This window comes from Leminorella grimontii (assembly GCF_039789245.1).
Classification (GTDB): Bacteria; Pseudomonadota; Gammaproteobacteria; order Enterobacterales; family Enterobacteriaceae; genus Leminorella; species Leminorella grimontii.
Genome location: NZ_CP146357.1, coordinates 1,414,542 through 1,436,959, shown reverse-complemented (window position 1 = coordinate 1,436,959; position 22,418 = coordinate 1,414,542). Strand labels below are relative to the sequence as shown.

16 protein-coding genes are annotated in these 22,418 nt (G+C 58.5%); all 16 read right to left on the bottom strand.

Features of this window, described 5'->3' with window-relative positions:
* Positions 1-43: 43 nt before the first annotated feature.
* The 16 genes from V8L73_RS06950 to nuoG all read right to left on the bottom strand — a co-directional run bounded on the left by V8L73_RS06950 (position 44) and on the right by nuoG (position 22,386).
* A complete protein-coding gene (locus V8L73_RS06950) occupies positions 44-1,684 on the bottom strand; it encodes a Na/Pi cotransporter family protein (RefSeq protein WP_347254474.1) in 1,641 nt (546 codons plus the stop codon).
* Positions 1,685-1,742: 58 nt separating this feature from the next.
* A complete protein-coding gene (locus tag V8L73_RS06945; RefSeq protein ID WP_347254473.1) occupies positions 1,743-2,729 on the bottom strand; it encodes a nucleoside hydrolase in 987 nt (328 codons plus the stop codon).
* Between the two features lie 24 nt (positions 2,730-2,753).
* Positions 2,754-3,773 carry a LacI family DNA-binding transcriptional regulator gene (locus V8L73_RS06940; RefSeq protein ID WP_261831540.1) on the bottom strand — a complete coding sequence of 340 codons (1,020 nt, stop codon included), beginning with the start codon at positions 3,771-3,773 and terminating at the stop codon, positions 2,754-2,756.
* A gap of 411 nt (positions 3,774-4,184) precedes the next feature.
* The gene (locus V8L73_RS06935; protein WP_027274380.1) at positions 4,185-5,588 is read right to left on the bottom strand and encodes an MFS transporter; all 1,404 of its coding nucleotides are present in this window, start codon (positions 5,586-5,588) and stop codon (positions 4,185-4,187) included.
* A 193-nt stretch (positions 5,589-5,781) separates the two neighbouring features.
* Positions 5,782-6,249 (bottom strand): isoprenylcysteine carboxylmethyltransferase family protein, encoded by a 468-nt coding sequence (locus V8L73_RS06930; RefSeq protein ID WP_347254472.1) that lies wholly within the window; start codon positions 6,247-6,249, stop codon positions 5,782-5,784.
* Between the two features lie 186 nt (positions 6,250-6,435).
* On the bottom strand, positions 6,436-7,503 hold the full coding sequence (locus V8L73_RS06925; RefSeq protein ID WP_347254471.1) for a hypothetical protein: 1,068 nt from the start codon (positions 7,501-7,503) through the stop codon (positions 6,436-6,438).
* A 16-nt stretch (positions 7,504-7,519) separates the two neighbouring features.
* On the bottom strand, positions 7,520-8,836 hold the full coding sequence (gene menF / locus V8L73_RS06920) for an isochorismate synthase MenF (RefSeq protein WP_027274377.1): 1,317 nt from the start codon (positions 8,834-8,836) through the stop codon (positions 7,520-7,522).
* 162 nt (positions 8,837-8,998) lie between these two features.
* The gene (locus V8L73_RS06915) at positions 8,999-12,034 is read right to left on the bottom strand and encodes an autotransporter outer membrane beta-barrel domain-containing protein (protein WP_347254470.1); all 3,036 of its coding nucleotides are present in this window, start codon (positions 12,032-12,034) and stop codon (positions 8,999-9,001) included.
* A 365-nt stretch (positions 12,035-12,399) separates the two neighbouring features.
* Positions 12,400-13,860, bottom strand: a complete 1,461-nt coding sequence (gene nuoN, locus V8L73_RS06910; RefSeq protein WP_027274375.1) for an NADH-quinone oxidoreductase subunit NuoN — start codon at positions 13,858-13,860, stop codon at positions 12,400-12,402.
* Positions 13,861-13,866: 6 nt separating this feature from the next.
* Complete coding sequence (nuoM, locus tag V8L73_RS06905) at positions 13,867-15,399, bottom strand: NADH-quinone oxidoreductase subunit M (protein ID WP_347254469.1); 1,533 nt, start codon at positions 15,397-15,399, stop codon at positions 13,867-13,869.
* Positions 15,400-15,444: 45 nt separating this feature from the next.
* Entirely contained in the window at positions 15,445-17,289 is a 1,845-nt protein-coding gene (nuoL, locus tag V8L73_RS06900) for an NADH-quinone oxidoreductase subunit L (RefSeq protein ID WP_261831534.1), read from the bottom strand.
* Positions 17,286-17,588, bottom strand: a complete 303-nt coding sequence (gene nuoK / locus V8L73_RS06895; protein ID WP_027274372.1) for an NADH-quinone oxidoreductase subunit NuoK — start codon at positions 17,586-17,588, stop codon at positions 17,286-17,288. Before nuoK ends, nuoL begins: the two co-directional genes overlap by 4 nt.
* Positions 17,585-18,115, bottom strand: coding sequence for an NADH-quinone oxidoreductase subunit J (gene nuoJ / locus V8L73_RS06890; protein ID WP_027274371.1), 531 nt, complete (start codon positions 18,113-18,115; stop codon positions 17,585-17,587). The genes nuoK and nuoJ overlap by 4 nt, the downstream gene beginning before the upstream one ends.
* 11 nt (positions 18,116-18,126) lie before the next feature.
* Positions 18,127-18,669 carry an NADH-quinone oxidoreductase subunit NuoI gene (gene nuoI, locus V8L73_RS06885; RefSeq protein ID WP_027274370.1) on the bottom strand — a complete coding sequence of 181 codons (543 nt, stop codon included), beginning with the start codon at positions 18,667-18,669 and terminating at the stop codon, positions 18,127-18,129.
* Between the two features lie 13 nt (positions 18,670-18,682).
* On the bottom strand, positions 18,683-19,660 hold the full coding sequence (nuoH, locus tag V8L73_RS06880; protein WP_027274369.1) for an NADH-quinone oxidoreductase subunit NuoH: 978 nt from the start codon (positions 19,658-19,660) through the stop codon (positions 18,683-18,685).
* On the bottom strand, positions 19,657-22,386 hold the full coding sequence (nuoG, locus tag V8L73_RS06875) for an NADH-quinone oxidoreductase subunit NuoG (protein WP_347254468.1): 2,730 nt from the start codon (positions 22,384-22,386) through the stop codon (positions 19,657-19,659). The genes nuoH and nuoG overlap by 4 nt, the downstream gene beginning before the upstream one ends.
* Positions 22,387-22,418: the final 32 nt, after the last annotated feature.

Sequence of the window (22,418 nt, the reverse complement as noted above, 5' to 3'; positions counted from 1 at the left end):
TCTGAGCAACAAACCTTTACCCACGGCTTACAAAGCTGACAAATCAGGCCGTTCCCGCCTCCGCGTCTGCGTTCTCTTCGTCCTGCACTTCCAGCACGTAATAGGCTACAGCGCAAAACAGCGAGTTCAGGCGCTTCATGTCGGCCAAAAGCCCCATGTGCAGTGAGCTGGTCTCCATGCTTTGTAAATTATTCTGGTGCAGCCTTTCGACGTGAGCCAAAGAATAACGCTGATTGAGCAGGCGAAACCTGTGCTTGGCGCGACGCAGGCGCCTGGCGTTATCCACCTCGCCGGACAGGAACACCGACATCGCTAAATCGAGGTTTTTAACCAGCCGCGCGTGCAGCGTGGTTAAGTCCTCAATGCCCTTTTGGGAGAAAAAGCGCTGGGCGTTCAGCGATTTTGACGATACTTCCGCGGCCATGCGGTAGATAATGTCGCCCGCCTGTTCCAGATTGACCGCCGTGCCGATAATTTCCGCCCAGCGACGAGAGTCGCTGTCGCTCAGGCTTTCCTGCGGCAGCCGGGCCAGATAGAGCTTGATGGCCTCATACAGCATGTCGCTTTCGTCCTTCAAGTGGGTCACTACCCGCTTGTGCTGGGCGTTGCCCTGTAATACCTGCTGAAAGCCCTCCAGCATCTGGCTGATAACGTCGCCCAGCCGCAGCGTTTCTCGCACTGCGTTGGCCAGCGCCAGCGACGGCGTATCGAGCGCCGAGCGGTCCAGATAGCGCGGCGTAAGCCGCGTCTCGGTCGTCGGCTCATCGGGCAACAGGCGCTCCATCAGGCGAGCGACCGGCTGCACCAGCGGCAGCATGACCAGGCAGCGCGCCAGGTTGTAAACCACGTGGAAATAGATAACGACGTCCGCAGCGGGCAGCCCATAGGGCTTCACCCACTGGGCCAGCATCGTCACCCAGGGGGCGACCAGCAGGCAGCCAATAACCTTAAACAGCATGCTGCCCAACACCAGCCGCCTGGCGGTCGTACCCTGCCCCCGGCTGCTGATCACCGCCAGCGCGCCGCTGCCCAGATTAGAGCCAATCACAAGCGAGAGCGCAATATTAAGCGGCACCAACCCCGTCGCAGCCAGCGTTGCCGTCAGCAGCACCGCCGCCAGGCTGGAATAGGTGAGCATGGCGAACAGCGCGCCAATCAGCAGCGCGAGGATCGCATCCCCCGCCAGCGATGAAAACACCTCCTGCACCGCGCTGGCTTCCGTCATCGGCTTGGCCGAAATGACGATAAGCTGAAGCGCCAGCAGGATAAGACCAAGGCCGATCCCCGCTCTGCCCACCTGACCCGCGCGGGTTTTCTTTTGGCTTAGGAAGGCAATCACGCCAAACAGGATCAGCAGAGGAGACAGCCAGGAAAGATCGAAGGTCAGCACGCGCGCCATCAGCGCCGTACCCACGTCGGCGCCGAGAAGGATGGTCAGCGCTGGAGACAGGCCAATCAGCCCCTGTGCGACAAACGAAATGACCAGCAGCGCCGTCGCGTTGCTGCTTTGAACCAGCGCCGTCACGCCCAGCCCCGCCACAAAGGCGCTCCCCTTTCGGCGCACGCTGGCGCCGAGGGCGCGGCGCAGGTCGGCGCCGAATATCCGCATTACGCCGGTACGAACGATATGCGTTCCCCATACCAGCAGAGCGACGGAAGAGAGTAAGTGCAACAGCGTTAGCATAATGGCGTCCCGTTTCCCCTCGTTACGAAACAGAAGGGAGAATCTACATTAAATACAACTAACCTCGAGTCTGGCTCAGCGCATGATAAATAATGGACAGCAGCTTTTGGTTATCCACCTGATGCAGTATTTTTACCGGCCTTCCCTGAGGGAGCGCAATGCCGACGTCCAGCCTCAAGCTATCGGGATCCCAGCGCCAGGTCGTTCCGCGCGCGAGTCCCCTTTCCAGCGCAACGTCAACGTATTGATGCAGGCTTGTTGCAACGCTTTTATCCAATAGCCAGGCCACTGTCAACACGTCGTGGATCCAACAGCCCGGCAAACGGCGCGTTTTCATCGAATAGTGGATCCAGGGGCGAACGGTTTCCGCCAGATAGTCGGTCAGCGGCGAGCCGATTTCAGCAATCCGATCCAAATCTTCAAACACCATCTGGGTTTGCACGGTGGCGTCCATCGGCACCAGCGTAACGTTGGCGCCGCTGGTCAAGACGACGTGCGCCGCCTCGGGATCAACGCCGAAGTTAGTATCTTTAATATAGCCCTCAACGTTGAATACGCCACCCATTATGATGATTTCTTTAACCTTTTCCGCCAAGTCAGGATACAGGTGCATCGCGTGGGCAACGTTGGTCAGCGGGCCGATAGCAATCAGGGTTATCTCGCCGGGATTATTGCAGATAAGCTCGCCCATGGCGTGAGCCGCCAGCGGACATTCGCTGCTCACCGCGTAGGGCGTCGGCACGTTGTGCCAGAGGTCCGTCAGGCCCGCACGCGCCGCGCCGTTGTCCAGCCTGTCGCGCCACGGCCCTGAAGGCTCCACCAGCGCGCGGGAGGCTCCCCTACGCACGGGGATATCCAGCCCCATCCGCTCGGTCAGCGTGCGCGCCACCGAGAAGCCCACTTCGCTCGGCGTATTTCCCGCCACCGTGGTAATCAGCTCCAGGCTGATTTCTGGCGCGGCCATAGCGACCGCCAGGGCCAACCCGTCATCAATGTTGGCGCCGGCGACGCCGTTGCCGGGATCGCAATCAATTATTAAACGCATAGTTTGTTTTTTCACTTGGTCGATTCACTTTATCGAGGTCGGGCAGCACCCACATGATTCGCCAATCAGCAAATCAAACGAAAATTCCCTCAGTTCCGGCGTGCCGTTCCAGTTCTTAAGCATTTCAATCGCCGCTTTCGCCATCGCCTTAACCGGCTGGCGTACATGAGTTAGCGAAGGCACGTTGAACTCCGATTCGACGGTGCCGTTAAAGCACACCAGCGCCACCTCCTCGGGAACCTTGATGCCGCGCTCGGAAAGCGCCCTCAGGCAGCCCAGCGCCTGAAGTTCGTTGGTGGCGAACAGCGCTCTGGGAAGCGTACCTTCAAGCATTCGGCAGGCGGCCTGATAGCCGCCCTCTCGGGTATAGGTAGTAGAGAATATCCACTCCTCCTTCACCGGAAGCCTGGCTGTTTGCAGCGCCTCTCGCCAGCCGCTGATGCGGTCCTGCGTGTTCAGCATCTCTCTGGGGCCGCAAATAATGGCGATATCGCGGTAGCCGTGTTCCGTCAGGTGGCGGGTCGCCTGGAACGCCGCCGCCCTTTCGTCGACGCGGATAGCGCTGACGTTGAGCGCCGGATCGACGCGGTCCAGCATGACGAACGGCGTACCCGACGCCTGAATCAACTCAATATAGGGGTGGCGGTCGACGCTGGTATACAGCAGGCCGTCAACCTGTCGATGCAGCAGGTTATTGATAAGCTCAAGCTCCCGCTGGCGGTTGTCGCCGGCGTCTCCTAAAAGCAGCACCTGACCGTGTTCGAAGGCCTCCTGCTGAAGCGAATGCGCCATCGAGGAAAGAAACGGGTTGGCGATATTGGGGATAATCAGCCCGTAGGTGCGCGTAGTGCCCGACGCCAGCGCGCGCGCGATGCCGTTAGGGCGATAACCGGTCTTTTTAATCGCATCGAGAACGCGCTGACGGGTCGCCTCAGCAACCGGGCGAGGCCCGTTGTTAATCACATAGCTAACGACTGCAACGGAGGTTCCCGCCTCCCTGGCGACGTCGGCGCGGGTAACGCGACGAGGATGTTGATTTAGCACAGCGTATCCACCTACCTTAACGGACAGAGATATACCCTAAATAATTCGAGTTGTATGACAAAACGCCTGTGGCGTTTTGAACAGCGCTTGCGCTGGCCCTGTAAGGGTGAGGCCTTCAGGCCGAATCACGCGGCGACGCAGCGAATCCCTAGGAGCTTACAATAGTAAGTGACTAGGGTGAGCGACAAATCTGTCTGGAGCAGATTTGAACGCCGCTTGCGGCGGCCCGTAAGGGCGAGGCCCACGGATGGGCCGAGTATTCAAAGCCAACGCACAGGCAGCTCGAAGCATGACGGGTACAAAACACCCAGTAATCAAACCGTTGTACAGCATACCGAACCCCAGGGCTGAAAAATACCGACTAAAGCAAGAACTCGTGCTCCGGTCGGCATTTTTCACTAGATGGCGAGCTTAAATCGCGTCTTCCGGCAGGTTCAGATCGCGCCCGCGCGTTTCCGGCGCAAAGAACGTGGTTACAAGTCCAATGCCCGCCATCAGCATAAAGTAGACGGCGATCGGCCACCAGTGGCCGGCAAACGACAGCATGAAGGACGCCACCAGCGGCGCAGTACCTCCGGACATTATCGAGCCCAGCTCTTTAGCGACCGCCATTTTGCTGTAGCGATTGGTGACGCCGAACAGCTCAACGCCCCATGCGGCCTGCACCCCGAAGATGCCTAATGAGGCAATCAGCATGCCGACGATAATCGTCAGGATAACGATAATCGGCTCGCGGGTATCCAGCAGCATAAATGCGGGCACGGCATACAGCACCAGCAGCAGGCAGAACCAGCGGTAGGTAATGCGTCGGCCAAAGCGATCGGACAGCCAGCCCGACAGAGGAATGATAAGAAATCCCAACAAAGAGGCGATAAACACCGCCATCGTCGGCACCGACTTGTCGACCATCAGCACCTTGGCCACGTAGCCGACGATAAAGCCCTGCGCCAGATAGGACGGGCCGTTCTCACCGATGCGAAGCCCCACCATGATCCAGAAGGCCTTAGTGCGCTTCCAGAAGCTCTTCTGCTCGCCGGACTCCTGCTCATGCTTGCGCCCTTCCTCCATCGCCGCGCGGCGCTGTTCTGCCAGCAGTTGCTTTTGGCGTTCGAATACCGGCGTTTCGCGCATGTGGCGGCGGATAAACAGCGCCACGGCGGCAATCAGAATGCTGGAAAGAAACGGCACCCGCCAGCCCCACTCCAACAGGGTTTCGCGATCCATCTGCAGCACCAGCAGCCATACCAACGAGGCCAGCAGCGTGCCGCTGTTGGAACCCAGCGCAATGATAGAGGAAACCAGCCCGCGGCGTTCGGAAGGCGCGTACTCGCCCAGCATCACCGCACCGCCGGAAAGCTCTGCGCCGGCCCCCAGCCCCTGCATAAAGCGCAGAAACGCCAAGCAGGCGGGCGCCCACAGGCCGATGGTCGCATAGCTGGGAATTAGCCCGATAAACGTCGTCGATGCCCCCATCAGGGTGATTGTCACCACCATCACCAGCTTGCGCCCCTTGCGGTCACCCAGCCAGCCGAACAGTAAAGCGCCTATCGGGCGGGCAATAAAGCCGACCGAGTAGGTAGCGAAGCTGGAAATCAGCGCTACTATCGGCGTCGCGTCAGGAAAGAAGACGTCGCCGAAAATAATCCCCGCCGCCAGGCCGTAGAGCGCAAAGTCAGCGTATTCCATCGTAGTTCCCAGCCAGCAGGAAAGGGTCGCTCGCCAAAAGTCTTTGCGCCCCTCCTCCGTGGACAGGCGTTCGTCCGCAGCGAGCCGCTCGGACTGAGCGGCGGTGCCAGAATCATGCGTTATTGTCATTATTACGATCCTTACTTTTGATCCAACCTATGCGCTGGCTACCGTTCGGCAGCTCAGCGCGGCTAAACGACCAACACGTTTTTAATGCGAGTGTATCTACTCGCGTAGATAGATCAAGTCTACCCGCGTAGAATTAAACATTGATCACATTTCTCTTTGATGACGATCGGGTGAAAAATCGATTACAGCGAGCTTAAATCCAGCGCCGCACGCGCTGCCGGTAAAGGCGATAGCGCTCGCCAAAGCGCGCTTCCAGCGCCCGCTCCTCCGGCACGATCTGAAAGCGGGTGATATAGACGACAAACAGCGCTACGGCAAGAAACGTAAGGGGATTGGCGAGATAAAAACAGAGGCTCAGCAGCAGCAAGGCAAACGCCAGATACATCGGGTTACGGGAAAAGGCATACAGACCGCCTTCGACCAGCGTGGTTGCAGCGTCCACCCGTACTGGATTAACCGTCGTTTTTGCTCGCCAGAAGGAAATCAGGCTAACGATGCCGATAGCGCCGGATGCCACGAAACAGAGCGCGCATAAAAGCCAGGCTAGCGCCTCAAGCGGAAAATGAACGGGGATAAGCCAGCTAAGGAAAAGCGCCAGCAGCGCGCAGAAAATAAAGATAATCGGCGGGAGAACGCGGAGTTCAAAGAAGGTAAGATTCATAAAGTTATCCTCTTTCTCCATACGAGCAGAGCCTCTTCAGGCGCTATGCGCTCAAGCTCTATGCCGACAAACGAACAGCGGCCGTTTTTATGCCTTATAAATTTAAACAGACGCTTCATGTTATTAAAATTGAGTTATGACGCATTGATAATTACGAATGCAGCGATACTGCGCCTCAAAAACGATCTATTTAGCAGAACAACTCAAAGCCTCGTCCAGCTGCCCTGCCCAAAGGGTAAAAGGCTCATTGCCGTTACTGTTCTGCGGCGAGCCGTAAAGCCACACCGTGCGCTTGTCCTGCATCAGTTGACGCAGGGCTGCTTCACGGCGTTGCTCATCAGCCGAACCGCTATAAATTTGTCGCTCTTGAGGAGAGTCTATCACCAATACCGGCGAGCGGTCCCACGCCGACAGCACGCTGCCGTCATCGGCCTCAAAGCGCATATTTTCGGCGTCCAGCAGGCGATAGCGCATCGAATTAACCGCCCGCACGTTGGACAAATCGGGCACAACGGGATTTATCCCCGGTTTTATGGTGTGAACAACGCGCCGGTTGTCACGATGGGTAAAACGCGTAAGCGCAGGATAGGTCAAGCGGCCAAATCGCCCGCTGACGCGCTGCCAGCGGGCGTCGTTGACCTGATACAGATCGGTAATCCAATAGCCGTCGCTAAACTTCATCGTCAACAGCTGCGCGCGTCCGTCTTTTTTGAGGTCGAGCAGGTCGTCAACGCCCTTTTCGCTCGCGCGATAAAACCCCCAGGTTTCCAACAGCACCGGCCTGCCGCCGCGCTCAAAGGTGATGATTTCCAACCGTGATGTGGGCGCCATGCCGTTGCCCGCGTTGGGAACAAAGACGATCAGATCCTGAACGCCGTTGCGGTCGAGGTCAGCCTGATAGATTTCCGCGTTCCCGGCGGCAGAATAAAACCCGCCGGTATAGACCGTCCAAATCCTTCCACTGCCGTCGCGGCCCTCAAACACCCATTCTTGCGGGTAATCGCCCTGCTGGTTAACGGGCTTCAGCGTCACGCCTGAGACGCCAACCTCAGGAAAACGCCATCCAGACAGCGGCGTTGGCCCCTCGGGGCCGTCTTCCGGTATAGGAACGAATAACAGGTGTTTAAGCGCACGCTTTTTAGCAAACTCGGCGCGAGGCATGGGCAGATAGCCCTCAAACGCCGCTCGCACGGGAAGCACGCCAAACAGCGTGAGTGAAATGAGTACGGCGAAATGAAACGATCCCTTTTTCATATCGGCAAGCGTGCGCTTACTCCTCCTGCTCCAGCAGCGTCCTCAGTCCCGCAGCCTTGTTTTCTATCTCCAGCCACTCTTCTTCAGGATCGGAGCCGGCGACGATGCCCGCGCCGGCGTACAGGTGAATTTTGTCGTCTTCAATCAGCGCCGAGCGCAGAGATACGGCAAACTCGCTGCGGCCAAGGGAGAGATAGCCCGCAGAGCCCGCATACCAGCCGCGGGTAAACGGCTCGTTCTGTACGATAAACTGCCGGGCCGCTTCACGCGGCAGGCCGGCCACCGCCGCCGTGGGCTGCAGGCGCTGCAGCGTATCGGCGTCGTCGACGTCGGCAAGCTGCGCGTGGATGGCGCGCTTAAGGTGCTGCACCTTGCGCAGCCGCACGATTTCCGCCGGCAGCACGTCGATCGCTTCCGTTCCCCCTTGCAGGCGCTGACAGATATCATCGACCACCAGCAGGTTTTCATGCTGATTCTTTTTGTCCTGCATCAGCCATTCGCCGAGCGCCTTCGCCTTTTCGTCGTCCGGCGAACCGGCTACCGTACCGGCCAATGCTTCGGTGGTCAGACGATTACCTTCGCGCAAAAACAGGCATTCGGGGGACGAGCCCAAAAAAGCGGTTTCGTCATTCATGCGCATCATAAAATGAAAGCAGCGGTGGTTGACCTTCTGGCTGGCGTTTAAAAACGCCGCCGGATTAAGCGGCTTGCTGAGCGTCAGCGTGGACCTGCGCGCCAGCACCACTTTATCAAACTGCTTGGCGGCAATAGTCGACAGGGCCTGACGCAGCAGCGAACACCAGCCTTCTTTTTCAGGCTGATGGTGGACGTCAAGCACGGCAGCGCTTAAGGACGCCAAAGGTTTGGAGGAAACCAGAGAAGCGAGCGTCTGCTGCGCGCGCTTCACGTCGTCGGCCAGCGAGCTTTCGCTGTAAAGATTAACCGCCAACCGCACACCCAGCTCATCGCGCAATAGCTCAATGCGGGGCAGAAACAGTGCCCCCTTCGGCACCGCCGTTTCGGACGCATCGACCCGGTCAAAGGCGTTCAGCCCCCAGACGCGCATGTCAGAGCGCTCGCTCTGTACCAGAAAGCGATAGGCCGCGCGCGCGTCGTGAAAGCGCACCACTTCGCCACAAACGGCGAATTCTTCACGGCCATCGCGCTGACGCCAGTAAAACTGGGGAAACAAAGACTGGGCCGACAGCCAGCCAAGCAGCGAGCGCGCCGTAAAAGACAGCGGCAGCTCAACGCGATCCCACCCCGGCTCAGGGCGAGCAACGTCCTGTAAACGTTGATGCAGCTGCGTGACCAGTTCAGATATTTGCTTCACAACGACCTCTTGAGCCTAAAAACTAAAACACCGGATTATACGGCGCTTCGCGCACAAAAACAGGTAAAAAAAATGCCCAAACGGCGGTTGTGCGCATTTGGGCGTTTTTACAGCAAGTAATGCGTTCAGGTCTAGCTTCTAAACGTAAACGCAGCTGTCATTCTAAAACAAATACTTCACGCCTAACACCACCGACGTATCGCTATACCCGTCATCGCCAAGCTGCTGGCCGACGTTGCCCCACAGGTTGAAGTTAGGGTTCAGCATTCCCTCTACGCCCAGCTTCAGCTCGCCGATGTTCTTGGTACCGGCCTGATAGACGGTCACGCCGTTCATCGTTCCGCCGAACTGCTTGGTGTTGTGGATCCAGTTGGCTTCGATAAACGGCTCGAACAGGCGATTTTTTCCGTTATCTATTTCGTGATGCCCCTGCGCATAAAGCCTGACGCCCAGGCGCGTCATCAGGTTACCCTTTCCTTCTCCCGTCACGCGGGTGCTGTTGCTTTCTTTATGGTCGTCTGCGCCAACGCCCATCCAAACCGCCTGGAACTTCGGCTGAATGAAGAACTGCTCTTTGTTCTGAGGGCCGCGCTGCCTTTCACCCAGCTTAAAGGTATAGCCGCTTTCAACAGAGGCGGTCACGCCGCTGGAATCGTAGCTTTCCTCGGCAACGTCGTCTCCTTTGACGGTGTTATTGAACCAGCCGTACTGAACCCAGCTGTCAACGTAGAGGCCGGACTTATCCGGCTGATTGTCGTACCAGGTGAGGTACATCCCGGCGCTGTAGCCGTCCACGGTCCCGTTGGCGCGATAGTCCAGAACGCCGGAGCGGGTTCTGCTTTCCGCTCTGCCGTAGCCCGCCATCAGCCCCAGATGCAAACGCGAGTCGCCGTCGTTGCCCCACTGGGCGACATCGCCCCCCAGTTGAACCACGTAGCGGTTGCTTTGGGTTTTCAACTGCCCGCTGTCGTCGCGAGAGCGATTGTGCCCGCCGACGTTGCGCAGCCACAGACTGGTGACCTTTTTCTCACCGGTCAATGCGTCGGTATACTGGGTTTCTCCCAGCCTGTCGTGCAGGCGCATAACGAACATGCCATTGGCCGCCGCCAGGTTTGCTGCATACTCGCCCCCCTCTGGGCGCACGCCTGCGTTGGTCAGATACCAGTTTTTCTCTTTGCCGTTCAGCCCTCTTCCCAGCGTATAGTCGTAGGCGCCGGCAGCGATCCGCCCGCGTTGAACGAACTCGCCCTCAGACTGGCCGTCAACCTGAATCAGCTTAATGCCGTCCAGCGTGCTGGCGCCGCTGCCGCCCGCGTTACTGACGCTGACGTAGGTGAGCCCGGAGGTATTGCCCTGTACCGTCATGGTATCGGTCGGCGAACTGTCGTCGCCCAGAGTCGTATTGAAATGCAGGCTGCCGTCGTCGCCCTGATAGTTGCCCTTCACGATAAGGCTGTTGCCGACGCGAGAGCGGCCTTCAGTATCGCCGAGATAGATTGCGCCCGAGTTCTTCACGTCGTGCTCAACGGTAAGCATCGCGTTCTCATCGGCGGCGTTATAAAAAGCGCGATTGCCCCCGCCGCCCGGTATGCCCATCAGCCCGACTGCGCCGGCGTTGTCCAGACTATCCAGCGTATGGCTATATCCCGCCAGGTTCAGGCGGCCGTTCGATTTGACCGCATAGGCGGAATTCGGGCTTAGCGTTTGAGCGCCGGAAGCGGCGATTTCGCCACCGTAGATCGTCGTTTCGCCGCTGTATTCGTTTTGCCCCGACATCACGGTAATACCGCTGTAGGCGTCAACCCGCCCCTGCCCCGCCATCGCGGTTTCAAACAGGTACGCGCCGCTGACGTCGCTGTGGTTAAACGCCACGGCGCCGTCACCGTCACCAAACGTGAGGTTTTTCGCTTCCAACGTGCCGGGCGCCGTTGGAGCATCCCCCTGCGCTGCGCCTATATTGATCACGCCGCGGCTGCCGGAGGCCGCCGCAACGTATAAATCGCCGTTCACGGAAACCGCCGCGCCGTTGGCGACGGTCAGCGCCGCATCGCCGTAATAGCCAACGACCAGCAGGCTGTCGTTGTTCCAGCGGGAACCGGCGCCGGTCACCATAATTTGGCTCGTCGAGCCGGCCATGAGCGACGCGTAGCCCTGCCCGCTTTCAAGCAATCCGCCGTTGCTGACCGTCAGGCGGGCATCACCGCCGTAGCCGACGGTCAGATCGTTTGCGGTGCGCCAGCTTGAGCCTGCGCCACTAACAAGCATCTTTGCGTTCGAGCCAGAGGCCACGGCAGCGAAGCTTGAACTGTCGATCAACTGACCACCGTCATTAATAACTAAAGTCGCATCCCCTTGGCTGGCGAGCGTCATCTTCTGCGCCACCGTCCAACGAGAGCCTGCGCCGGTGATAGTCAGTTCCCCCTTGGAACCAGCGTAAGGCGAGACCAGACCGTGCTCCGTAGTGACGACGCCTCCGCTGCTGATGGTCATAATGCCGTGGCCGCCATAGCCGACGTCGATACCGTCCGCCGTAATGGCACCGCCGTTGCTGACGTTAACGATAGACGTCGTATTGTGAAAGGTGTTGTTGCCGCCGTAGGCCAGCAGCAGCCAGGAGGCAATATTAAGGCTGGAACCTGCGCCGGTAACGGTTAAAGAGTCGGTACCGCCAGGATTATTAGCGCCCATATAGATATTGGAATAAATCCCGCCGACAACCGGGGCGGCGCTGGGCAACAGGTTAACCGACGCGCCGTTTTCGATGAGTAGAGACCCGCTGCCGCTGCCTCCCAAATACAGCACGCTGCCGTCGGCGATATTCCACGTCGAGCCAGAGCCCGAAACGGTCACGCTCCCGGTAGTACCCTCATCGTTACCAATATAGTTAATGTGATAGCCGACGCCGCTGGTTAACTCGCCGCCGTTTAAAATGCTCAACGCGCCGTTAGCGCCGCCGTTGCCTATGGACAGGCCGCCAATATTAAATGCGCCGCCGTCAATAGCCGGGCCCTTATCTCCATCTTCCGAAATGCGCACAAAATCGGAAACGCCGGGAAGCACTCCGCCGTTCCAGTTATTTTGGTTTCCCCAATCCGTTGATTCGCTATATTTCCAGTCGACATTGGCAGCATTTCCCGCTGCCGAGAACAGGCACATCCATACGGCAACGGCAGTACGTGAAAAGGTAGGTAAATTCATTGGCAAGCGTCCATGCTTTTTCTAAGTTGTCTCACTCTTGCGGCAGCAAACGATAAGTTATACATAGTGACCTAGCTCGCTACCGAAACGTATCTCTAGGATTATCCATTAAATATGGCTTAAATTCTAATTTTATTGCGTTAAATAATATTATAGATCGATGGATAATCATTGAGCAGAAATCAAGTAAGCCTATTCGCGAAGGAAAAAATCTGCGTTTTATAGGCTTGAAGTAGGGATGCAATTAGAAGGTAAAAGAGTGAAAACGCTAAAATAAAAAAATAGCCGGTCAGTATTTACTGACCGGCCATAGGAGTGGTTATTGCATAATTCGTCAGGCCAAAGCCTCTATGCCATATACCTGATTAAAGCATCATAGGGAACGCATATTTCGCCAATGCGACCAGCGGCTCCGGATACAGGCCGAAGAACAGCACCGCCAGCGCAGACAGCAGAACGACCACGCCGCCCGCCGTCAATGCCCAGTTGCTCGGCGTGTCGCGCTTAAGCTCCTGCGGCGCTTCCAGATACAGGCTCACCATAACGCGCAGATAGTAGTACAGGCCGATGGCGCTGCCCGCAACGACCGTCAGCGTCAGCCACCACAGGTCTGCGCTCACACCGATGGCGATAACGTAGAACTTACCGATGAAGCCTAACGTCATCGGCACGCCGGCCAGAGACAGCATCATCACCGTCAGCACCGCCGACAGGATGGGTTTGTGCCAGAACAGGCCGCGATAGGCGTGCAGCGACTCGGCGTCCGGCCCGGTATAGGGGCTGGACATCAGACTCACTACGCCGAATGCGCCGAGGCTTGCAAACAGGTAGCCGGCCAGATAGACGTTCACCGTTTCGACGGAAAGCTGGTTGCCCTGAACCGCGATCAGCGCCACCAGCAGGTAGCCCAAGTGCGCGATAGAAGAGTAGCCCAGCATGCGCTTGATGTTGCTCTGGCTGATGGCAAGCATGTTGCCGAACAGGATCGAACAGAAAGCAATAATCGCCAACACCGTACGTACGGATTCGCTATCGGCCACCGGCGCGTACATAAACATCCGCATCAGCGCGCCGAAGATGGCGATTTTGCTGGCGGTCGCCAGGAAGGTCGATACCGGCGCAGGCGCGCCCTGATAGACGTCCGGCGTCCACAGCTGGAACGGCACCAGAGACAGCTTAAAGCCAAAGCCAACCAGCATCATGCCCAAGCCGAGGATAAGAAGCGGCTGATGCATCGCACCGTCGCTCATGCTGCGGCCTAGCGCCTCAAAGGACAGCGCGCCGGTACCGGCGTACAGCATTGCCATACCGAACAGCAGGAAGGAGGACGCCGCAGCGGACAGCACCATGTACTTCACGGACGCTTCCAGCGAACGCCGCTGGCGGTAGGCATATCCCACCAGGCCAAACAGCGGCAAGGAGAGCAGCTCGATACCGATAAACAGCGAGGCCAGGTGATTGGCGCAGGCCAGAACCACGCCGCCCAGCGCCGCAATCAGCACCAGCAGGTAAAACTCTTCTTTGTTGTCCGGATAGCCCGCAAGCCACGGATAGGCAAAGGTGCAGGTAGCAAGGCTTGCCAACAGCACCAGCGCGATGAAGAAGACCGAGAAACCGTCCACTTTCAGCAGCGGCGTCACATCCATGGCTGGCTGCTGCCCAACGATGAACAGCGAAAACAGCGCGACGTTGAGGCCGATAACCGCAAGCGTCGCATTCAGGAAGTGATCGCGTCGCCACGCAATGGACAGCATCACAACCACCACGGTCAATCCAACGATTAACAGCGGTAACAGAGCAAGCATATGTTGTGCAGTGAGTGTCATGGCGATTTACTTTCCTATAGACATGTCTGGTGATACGGGAGCCGCAGCGCTAAACCACTGAGAGATGGTGCTGACGGCGGAGTGTGACGTATCCAGAACCGGCTGAGGGTAAACGCCTAACAGAACCAGCAGCACGACCAACAGCAGGATCATGATGAACTCGCGCGCATTCAATCCCGCAATCGGCTGGTCTGACTTAGGCGCGCCGTAATAGGCACGCTGCATCATAATCAGTGAGTACACCGATGCGAATACCAAACCAAAGGTGGCGACAACCGTAATGGCCGGAACCACGCGGAAGCTGCCGAACAGAATCATAAATTCGCCGACGAAGTTGCCGGTTCCCGGCATACCCAGAGTCGCTACGGCGAAGAACAGAGACAGCGCGGGCAGATAGCGAATGCGCTTCCATAGGCCGCCCATCTCACGCATATCGCGCGTATGCAGGCGCTCATACAGCTGGCCGCTGATGATAAACAGCCCCGCCGCCGACAGGCCGTGGGCAATCATCTGCGCCACCGCGCCCTGATAGGCCAGCACGCTGCCGCTGTAGATAGCGATCATCACGAAGCCCATGTGGGAAATACTGGTGTAGGCGATAAGGCGCTTAACGTCGGTTTGAACAAACGCCATCCACGCGCCGTAGAAGATGCCGATAACGCCCAGCCACATGGCCACTGGCGCAAACGCGTGGGAGGCCTCCGGGAAGAACGGCAGCGTAAAGCGCAGCAGGCCGTAGGCCGCCGTTTTCAACAGTAGGCCGGCCAAGTCGACGGAGCCCGCCGTCGGCGCCTGACTGTGCGCATCGGGCAGCCAACCGTGAAGCGGCACCACCGGCATCTTCATAGCGAAGGCGATAAAGAAGCCCAGCATCAGCAGATACTGCATGCCGTAAGACATCGGCGTATTGAGCAAGTCTTCGTAGTTGAAGGTCAGCACGCCGGTCGCCCTGAAGTGAACGAACACCAAGCCGACGATGGCTATCAGCATGAACAGGCTGCTGGCCTGCGCATAGATAAAGAACTTGGTCGCCGCGCTGATGCGGGTTTTGCCGTCAGACCCCTTGTGCCCCCACAGGGCGATAAGGAAGTACATCGGCACCAGCATGATTTCCCAGAAGAAGAAGAACAGGAACATGTCGACGGCCATGAACACGCCCATGACGCCGCCCAGAATCCACAGCAGGTTCAGGTGGAAAAATCCCTGAGAGCGCTGTCCTTCCGTCCAGGAACAGACGATGGCGAGAATGCCCAGAAAGGCCGTCAGCACCACCATCAGCAGCGAGAGACCGTCCAGCGCCAGATGGATCTGGATGCCGAGGCTCGGGATCCAGTTAACGCGGAACGGCTCGCCCAGCCACAGGTTTTGGGCGGACGTTACGGTAAACCCTGAGTCCATCCACAGGTACAGTGAAAGGAGCAGCGTCAGCCCCATCGAAATCAGCGCAATCCAGCGGGGCGCCTGTTTACCCAGACGCTCGCCCGGCCAGCACAGGAAGCCGCCGATAAAGGGTAAAAGTATTAGCCAAGGTAGTAGCATGGCGTTTTGTATCCTTTATTTGAAAAACTCATCTAAGTTATTCAGTTAAACCAACAACAACAGAGCCAATACGACCACTGCGCCCATACCTACGGATGCGGCATACCAGCGCAGCATACCGTTCTCACTGACGACCAGCGTACGGTTGCACAGCCTGACGAACATGCCGAGCAGATTCATCATTGCGTTCATCGGATCGCGTGCAATCAGCTTCGCCACCGCCAAATAAGGCTTAACGAACACTTTGTCATACAGCCAGTCGAAGCCCCATGCGTTGTACCACCAGGTAGACAGGAACTTGCCCGGCGCGCTTTGCGCTACGGACTCGACCGCCTGACGCTTGCCGAGGTAGAGAACCATCGCCAGCAGGATACCGACAATCGCAACGCCGCCGGACACCATCTCAAGCATCATCTTGCCCTCTTCCGGCACGTGGCGAACCGGCAGCACGCCGTCCAGCGGAATGGCCAGGAACGCGCCGACCGCGGTGGAAAGCACCAGCAGCACGACCAGAGGCAGAGTATGGGAAATGCCGCCGACCGAGTGCGCGTGGGTCTTCTCTTCGCCGTGGAAAACGATGAAGATCATGCGGAAGGTATACAGCGACGTCAGGAAGGCGCCGACTAAGCCCGCCAGCATCAGGTTAACGTGGCCGGATGCGTAAGCTTCAAACAGGATTTCGTCCTTACTGAAGAAGCCGGAGGTCACCAGCGGCAGCGCCGACAGCGCCGCGCCGCCCACCAGGAAGCAGGCATAAACCAGCGGGATCTTCTTGCGCAGGCCACCCATTTTGAAAATGTTCTGCTCGTGGTGACAGGCCAGAATGACCGAACCGGACGACAGGAACAGCAGCGCCTTGAAGAACGCGTGGGTCATCAGGTGGAAAATCGCCGCATCCCACGCCTGTACGCCCAGCGCCAGGAACATGTAGCCCAGCTGACTCATGGTTGAGTAGGCCAGAACGCGCTTGATGTCGGTTTGCACCAGCGCGGCGAAACCCGCCATCAGGAGCGTAACCGCACCGACGATGCCCACCATGTTCAGAACGTCAGGCGCCAGCAGGAACAGGCCATGCGTGCGGGCGATAAGGTAAACGCCCGCGGTCACCATGGTCGCCGCGTGGATAAGCGCAGAAACCGGCGTCGGGCCCGCCATCGCGTCCGCCAGCCAGGTTTGCAGCGGAAGCTGAGCCGACTTACCGAACGCGCCGCCCATCAGCATCAGGGTCGCCCAGTACATGGCGCTGTCGCCGACGGCAAACTTCTGCGGCGCCAGCACCAGCAGCTCGCGCACGTTGAGGGTGCCCAGCTCGGTGTAAAGGATAAACAGGCCAATGGCCAGGAACACGTCGCCGATGCGGGTAACGATAAACGCCTTCATCGCCGCCGCGCCGTTTTTCGGGTTAGTGTAGTAGAAGCCAATCAGCAGGTAGCTGCACAGCCCCACCCCTTCCCAGCCGAGGTACATCAGCATCAGGTTATCGGCCAGCACCAGAACCACCATGCTGGCGATAAACAGGTTGGTATAGGCGAAGAAGCGGGAATAGCCCTCTTCACCGCGCATGTACCACGATGCGTACAGGTGGATAAGGAAGCCTACGCCGGTCACAACGGACAGCATGGTAGCAGACAGGCTATCAAGCGTCAGCGTAACGCTGATGTGGAAGCCGTCGACCTGCATCCAGGTCCACAGCGCCTGATGGGATACCGCCGTATGGCTGCCCTGAGACAGGAACTGATAGACAATCCACGCCGTCGTTAACGCAGACAGCCCGACCGAACCCACGCCGATAACGGCAGAGTTGTTTTCAGACCAGCGGCCGCGTGAGAACGCCAGCAGCAAAAAGCCCAGCAGCGGAAACAGTATGGTTAAAAAGAGTAAGTTATTCATCCGCGCATCTCACTGACTGTGTCGATATTCAGAGTTTGACGACGACGGTGAAGCTGTAGCAACAGCGCCAGGCCGATGCTGGCCTCCGCCGCCGCAAGGCTTATCACCAGAATGTACATCACCTGTCCATCCGGCTGTTGCCAGTAGCTCCCCGCCACGACGAACGCCAACGCTACCGCGTTGATCATAATTTCGAGGCTTATCAGCATAAACAGCAGATTACGGCGAATCAGCAGCCCGGTCAGCCCTAGCGCAAACAGTATCGCGGCCAGTATCAGACCATGTTCCAATGGGATCATGCTTGTTCCTCCGTTTTAGAAAGCGCGCCGTCAAGGCTCTTGTTCTCACGGCCCAGGTGGTAAGCCACCACCAGACCAGCCAACAGCAGCATGGACGCAAGCTCCACCGCCAGCACGTAAGGGCCAAACAGGCTCACGCCAACGCGCTTGGCGTCAATCAGCTCGCCGGTAATAGACTGGCCGGAGACGCTGAATATGCCGTAGCCAAGAATGACCAGCAGCACCAGACACAGCGCGGCCGGGCCAATCCAAACGCCGGGCTTAAGCCACTCGCGCTCCTGATTGGCGACCGAATCGCCCAGGTTAAGCATCATGACGACGAACACGAACAGCACCATGATGGCGCCGGCGTAAACGATGATCTCCAACGCCCCTGCGAAGTAGGCGCCCAGCGAGAAAAACGTCGCCGAAATAGCCAACAGAGAGACGATTAAATACAGCAACGCGTGTACCGGATTGGTATGGGTTATCACCCGGAGCGTCGCCAAAACGGCAATGGCCGCTGCAACATAAAATGCAATTTCCACGTTCGGCTCCTTTAGGGTAACAGGCTCTTAAGATCGACCGGCTCGGACTCGTGCTCGGCTTCGCCTTTGCCCTTGCCTTCGATCGCCATACCGGACATCCGGTAGAAGTTATAGTCGGGATATTTGCCCGGCCCGGAGATCAGCAAATCTTCTTTCTCATACACCAGATCCTGACGCTTGAAATCCGCCATTTCGAAGTCCGGCGTCAGCTGGATAGCGGTCGTCGGACAGGCTTCTTCGCACATGCCGCAGAAAATGCAGCGAGAGAAGTTGATGCGGAAAAACTCCGGATACCAGCGCCCGTCTTCCGTTTCCGCCTTTTGCAGCGAAATACAGCTTACCGGGCAGGCGACTGCGCACAGGTTACAGGCAACGCAGCGCTCCTGGCCGTCGGGGTCGCGCGTCAGCACGATGCGGCCGCGATAGCGGGGCGGTACGTAAATCGGCACGTCCGGATACATTCGGGTATCGCGCTTGTGGAACGCATGGGTAAAGATCATCCACAGGCTGCGAACCTGGGTGCCGAACCCAACCACTATGTCTTTTAAGGTCATGGTTCTCTCTCCCTTACTGCGCTCTGTACAGAATAACGGCGGCCGTCACCAGCAGGTTCAGCAGCGTCAGCGGCAGGCAAACCCGCCAGCCGAACGCCATCACCTGGTCGTAACGTGGACGAGGCAATGAGGCGCGCACCAGAATAAACATCATCATGAAAAAGCCGGTCTTTAAGGCAAACCACAGCACCGGCGGCAGAAACGGTCCCTGCCATCCGCCGAAGAACAGCGTCACAATCAGCGCAGAGATGGTTACGATACCAACGTATTCGCCGACGAAGAACAGGCCGAACTTCATGCCGGAATATTCGATGTGGTAGCCGTCCGCCAGCTCCTGCTCCGCTTCCGGTTGGTCAAACGGGTGGCGGTGAGTCACCGCAACGCCCGCGATGATAAAGGTCAGGAAGCCAAAGAACTGCGGAATGACAAACCATACGTCGGCCTGCGCTTCAACGATGTCGCGCATGTTGAAAGAGCCGGTCACCGCGACGATGCCCATCAGAGAAAGTCCGAGGAACACCTCATAGCTCAGCGTCTGCGCGGAGGCGCGCATGGCGCCCAGCAGCGCATACTTGTTGTTACTCGACCAGCCGGCGAACAGCACGGCGTACACCGCCAGCCCGGCCAGCATGAAGAAGAACAGGATGCCGATGTTCAGGTCGGACGCGCCCCAGGTCGGCGTGACCGGCACGATGGAAAACGCCAGCAGCATGGAGCTAAAGGCAATCATCGGCGCCAGCGTAAAGATGGTCTTGTCAGAGAAGTTGGGGACCCAGTCCTCTTTAAAGAACATCTTGATCATGTCGGCAACAATCTGCAACGAGCCGAACGGCCCTACGCGGTTTGGCCCGTAGCGGTCCTGAAACAAAGACAGCAGGCGGCGCTCGCCAAAGCTCATCAGCGCGCCGCAGGTGACGACCACCAGCAGGATGACCACCGCCTTGCCGACCGAGGCTAAAACCTCAACGGCTTCCGGAGATATCAGACTCATAGCGTCGCCTCCTTCAGGTTTTCAACGCGCTCGCCGATAAGCGCCGGCGAAATACCCGGCAGGCCCAGCGGCAGGCCAACCAGTCCTTTACCCAGCGAATCACTCAGGCGAACCGGAAGCTTTAGCTCGCTTCCCGCGCAGCTGAAGCTGACCACGGCGTCTGCGCCAAGGTTAAGCGCGGCGGCGTCCTGTGCGTTAAGCATGACGTAGGCCTGCGGCATGCGGCTTTGGATCACCTCTGAACGCTGCGACGTTTCATCGCTGCCGAACAGGTGATAGTAAGGCGCGACGCGCAGCCCTTGAGCGTCCGCGGCCACGGTGGCGTCAAAGTAACCAAGAGACGCGTCCTGCGCCTTCTCGAACAGGCGGACGCCCGGGTCACCTGCGCGCAGGTTGCCGCCCACTTCCGCCTGGAATTTGTTCCAGGCCTGCGGTGAGTTCCAACCCGGAGCCCAGGCAAACGGAACCTGCTGGCGGTCCGCTTCCGGCGCGTTATAGCCTTCCATCGAGAACGTAAAGGCAGTGTCTTTATCCTGCGGCTGACGCTTCTCGTGGACGCTGACGTCCGCCATCATGGCGGTGCGGCCGCTGTAGCGGTGAGGTTCGCGAGCCAGCTTCTGCCCCTTCACGCGGAAGGTGGCGTCCGGCGCGGCGTCGACGATGGCGGCCATTTCCGGGAAGGATTTGGCGACGGCGTCGACCACGTGGTCAAGCTGAGTCCAGTCAACGCGGCGGCTGTTGTAGACGCTTTCCAGCGAGTGCAGCCAGCGCCAGCTTTCCAGCATATGGGCCGGATGAGCCGGATCTTTATTGTAGAAATCGGGATCGTAAACCTGGAAGAAGCGCTGCGCCCTGCCCTCCTGGTTGACCAGCGTACCGTCGCTTTCGGCGAAGCTCGCGCTTGACAGAATCAGGTTAGCCTTTTCCATCACGTCCGTACGCTGGTGATCGAGAACGATTAGGTTCTCAACCTTTGCCAGCGCGGCGTCTACGCGCGATTTTTGCGCGTGACGATACAGGTCGTTTTCCATCACGATAAGCGTATCGGCGTCTCCACGCTCAACCTGCGCCAGCGCCTCGTCGATGGAGCTGCCGCCCATCATGGCGACGCCCATGCTGTTGGATTCGGCGGCGACGAAGGTAATCGCGACGTCCTGCTCGCGCTTTTTCAGCGCCAGAGCGACGTTGGCGGCGGCCTGAATCACTGCCTCACTGCCCGCGCCGCTGCCGGTGATAATCAGCGGCTTCTTGGCGCCCGACAGCGCTTGAACGACGATGTCGATTTTCTTCTTAAGGTCGGAAGAGACGTCCGCAGCCGGAGCCGAAGCGTCCAGCCCGTGGGCAATGGCGAAGCCTAGCTGTGCCTGCTCTTCTACGCTTCCGCAGTAGCTCCACGCGGCGACGTCGTCTAAGCGGGTTTTATCCACGCCGGTGACGAACAGCGGATGCTTGGCGTGCTGACCGATAGTCTGCACGGCGGCAATCTGCCAGTCCGCTACGCGCTGGGCGGCGGCGATGTCGCGCGCCTTGCCCTTCACCGCCTGACGGATGGCCAGCGCGATGCGTGCGCCGGTTTGCGTGACGTCTTCGCCCAGCACCAGCACCGCGTCGTAGCTTTCGATTTCACGCAGCGACGGCGTGTGCAGACCGCTCTCTTTGAGGATCTTCTGCATCAGCTGCACGCGAGCCAGCTCCTGCGCGCTCATGCCGGTGGAGAAGTTTTCCGCGCCGACCAATTGACGCAGCGCGTAGTTGCTTTCCAGGCTGGCGCGAGGAGAACCGATGCCAATGGCTTTTTTAGACTGGCGCAGCTGGTCGGCCGCGCCCTGTAGGGCCTGATCGGGGTTCAGAGAAATCCAGTCCTCGCCGCGGCGCTGTAGCGGCGTGCGCGGACGGTCTTTCAGGTTGACGTAGCCGTAGCCGAAGCGGCCGCGGTCGCACAGGAAATAGTGGTTTACCGTGCCGTTGTAGCGGTTCTCGATGCGACGCAGCTCGCCGTAGCGCTCGCCGGGGCTGGTGTTACAGCCGACGCTGCACTGCTGGCAAATGCTCGGAGCAAACTGCATGTCCCACTTGCGGTTATAGCGCTCGGAGTGAGTCTTATCGGTGAATACGCCGGTCGGACACACTTCTACCAGGTTGCCGGAGAACTCGTTCTCCAGCACGCCGTCTTCCGGACGACCGAAGTAAACGTTGTCGTGAGAGCCGTAGACGCCGAAGTCTTCGCCGCCCGCGTAGTCTTTATAGTAGCGAACGCAGCGGTAGCAGGCGATGCAGCGGTTCATTTCATGATTAATGAAAGGTCCGAGATCCTGATTGTTGTGGGTACGCTTGTTAAAACGGTACTTACGGAAACTGTGGCCGGTCATGACCGTCATATCCTGTAAGTGACAGTTGCCCCCCTCCTCGCACACCGGACAGTCGTGCGGGTGGTTGACCATCAAGAATTCCACCACGGCTTCGCGGAACTTAACGGCCTCTTCATCTTCGATAGAAATATAGCTACCGTCAGATGCCGGGGTCATACACGACATAACCAGGCGCCCGCGCTTATCGTCAGGCCCCTGGAACTGCTTAACCGCACATTGGCGGCAAGCGCCGACGCTACCCAGCGCCGGATGCCAGCAAAAGTAAGGAATATCGAGTCCGAGCGAGAGACACGCCTGCAGGAGGTTCTCCGCGCCGTCAACTTCGTATTCTTCGCCGTCTACATGAATCGTTGCCATAGTCAGCATGCTTCCTGTAGCCCGCAACCGCG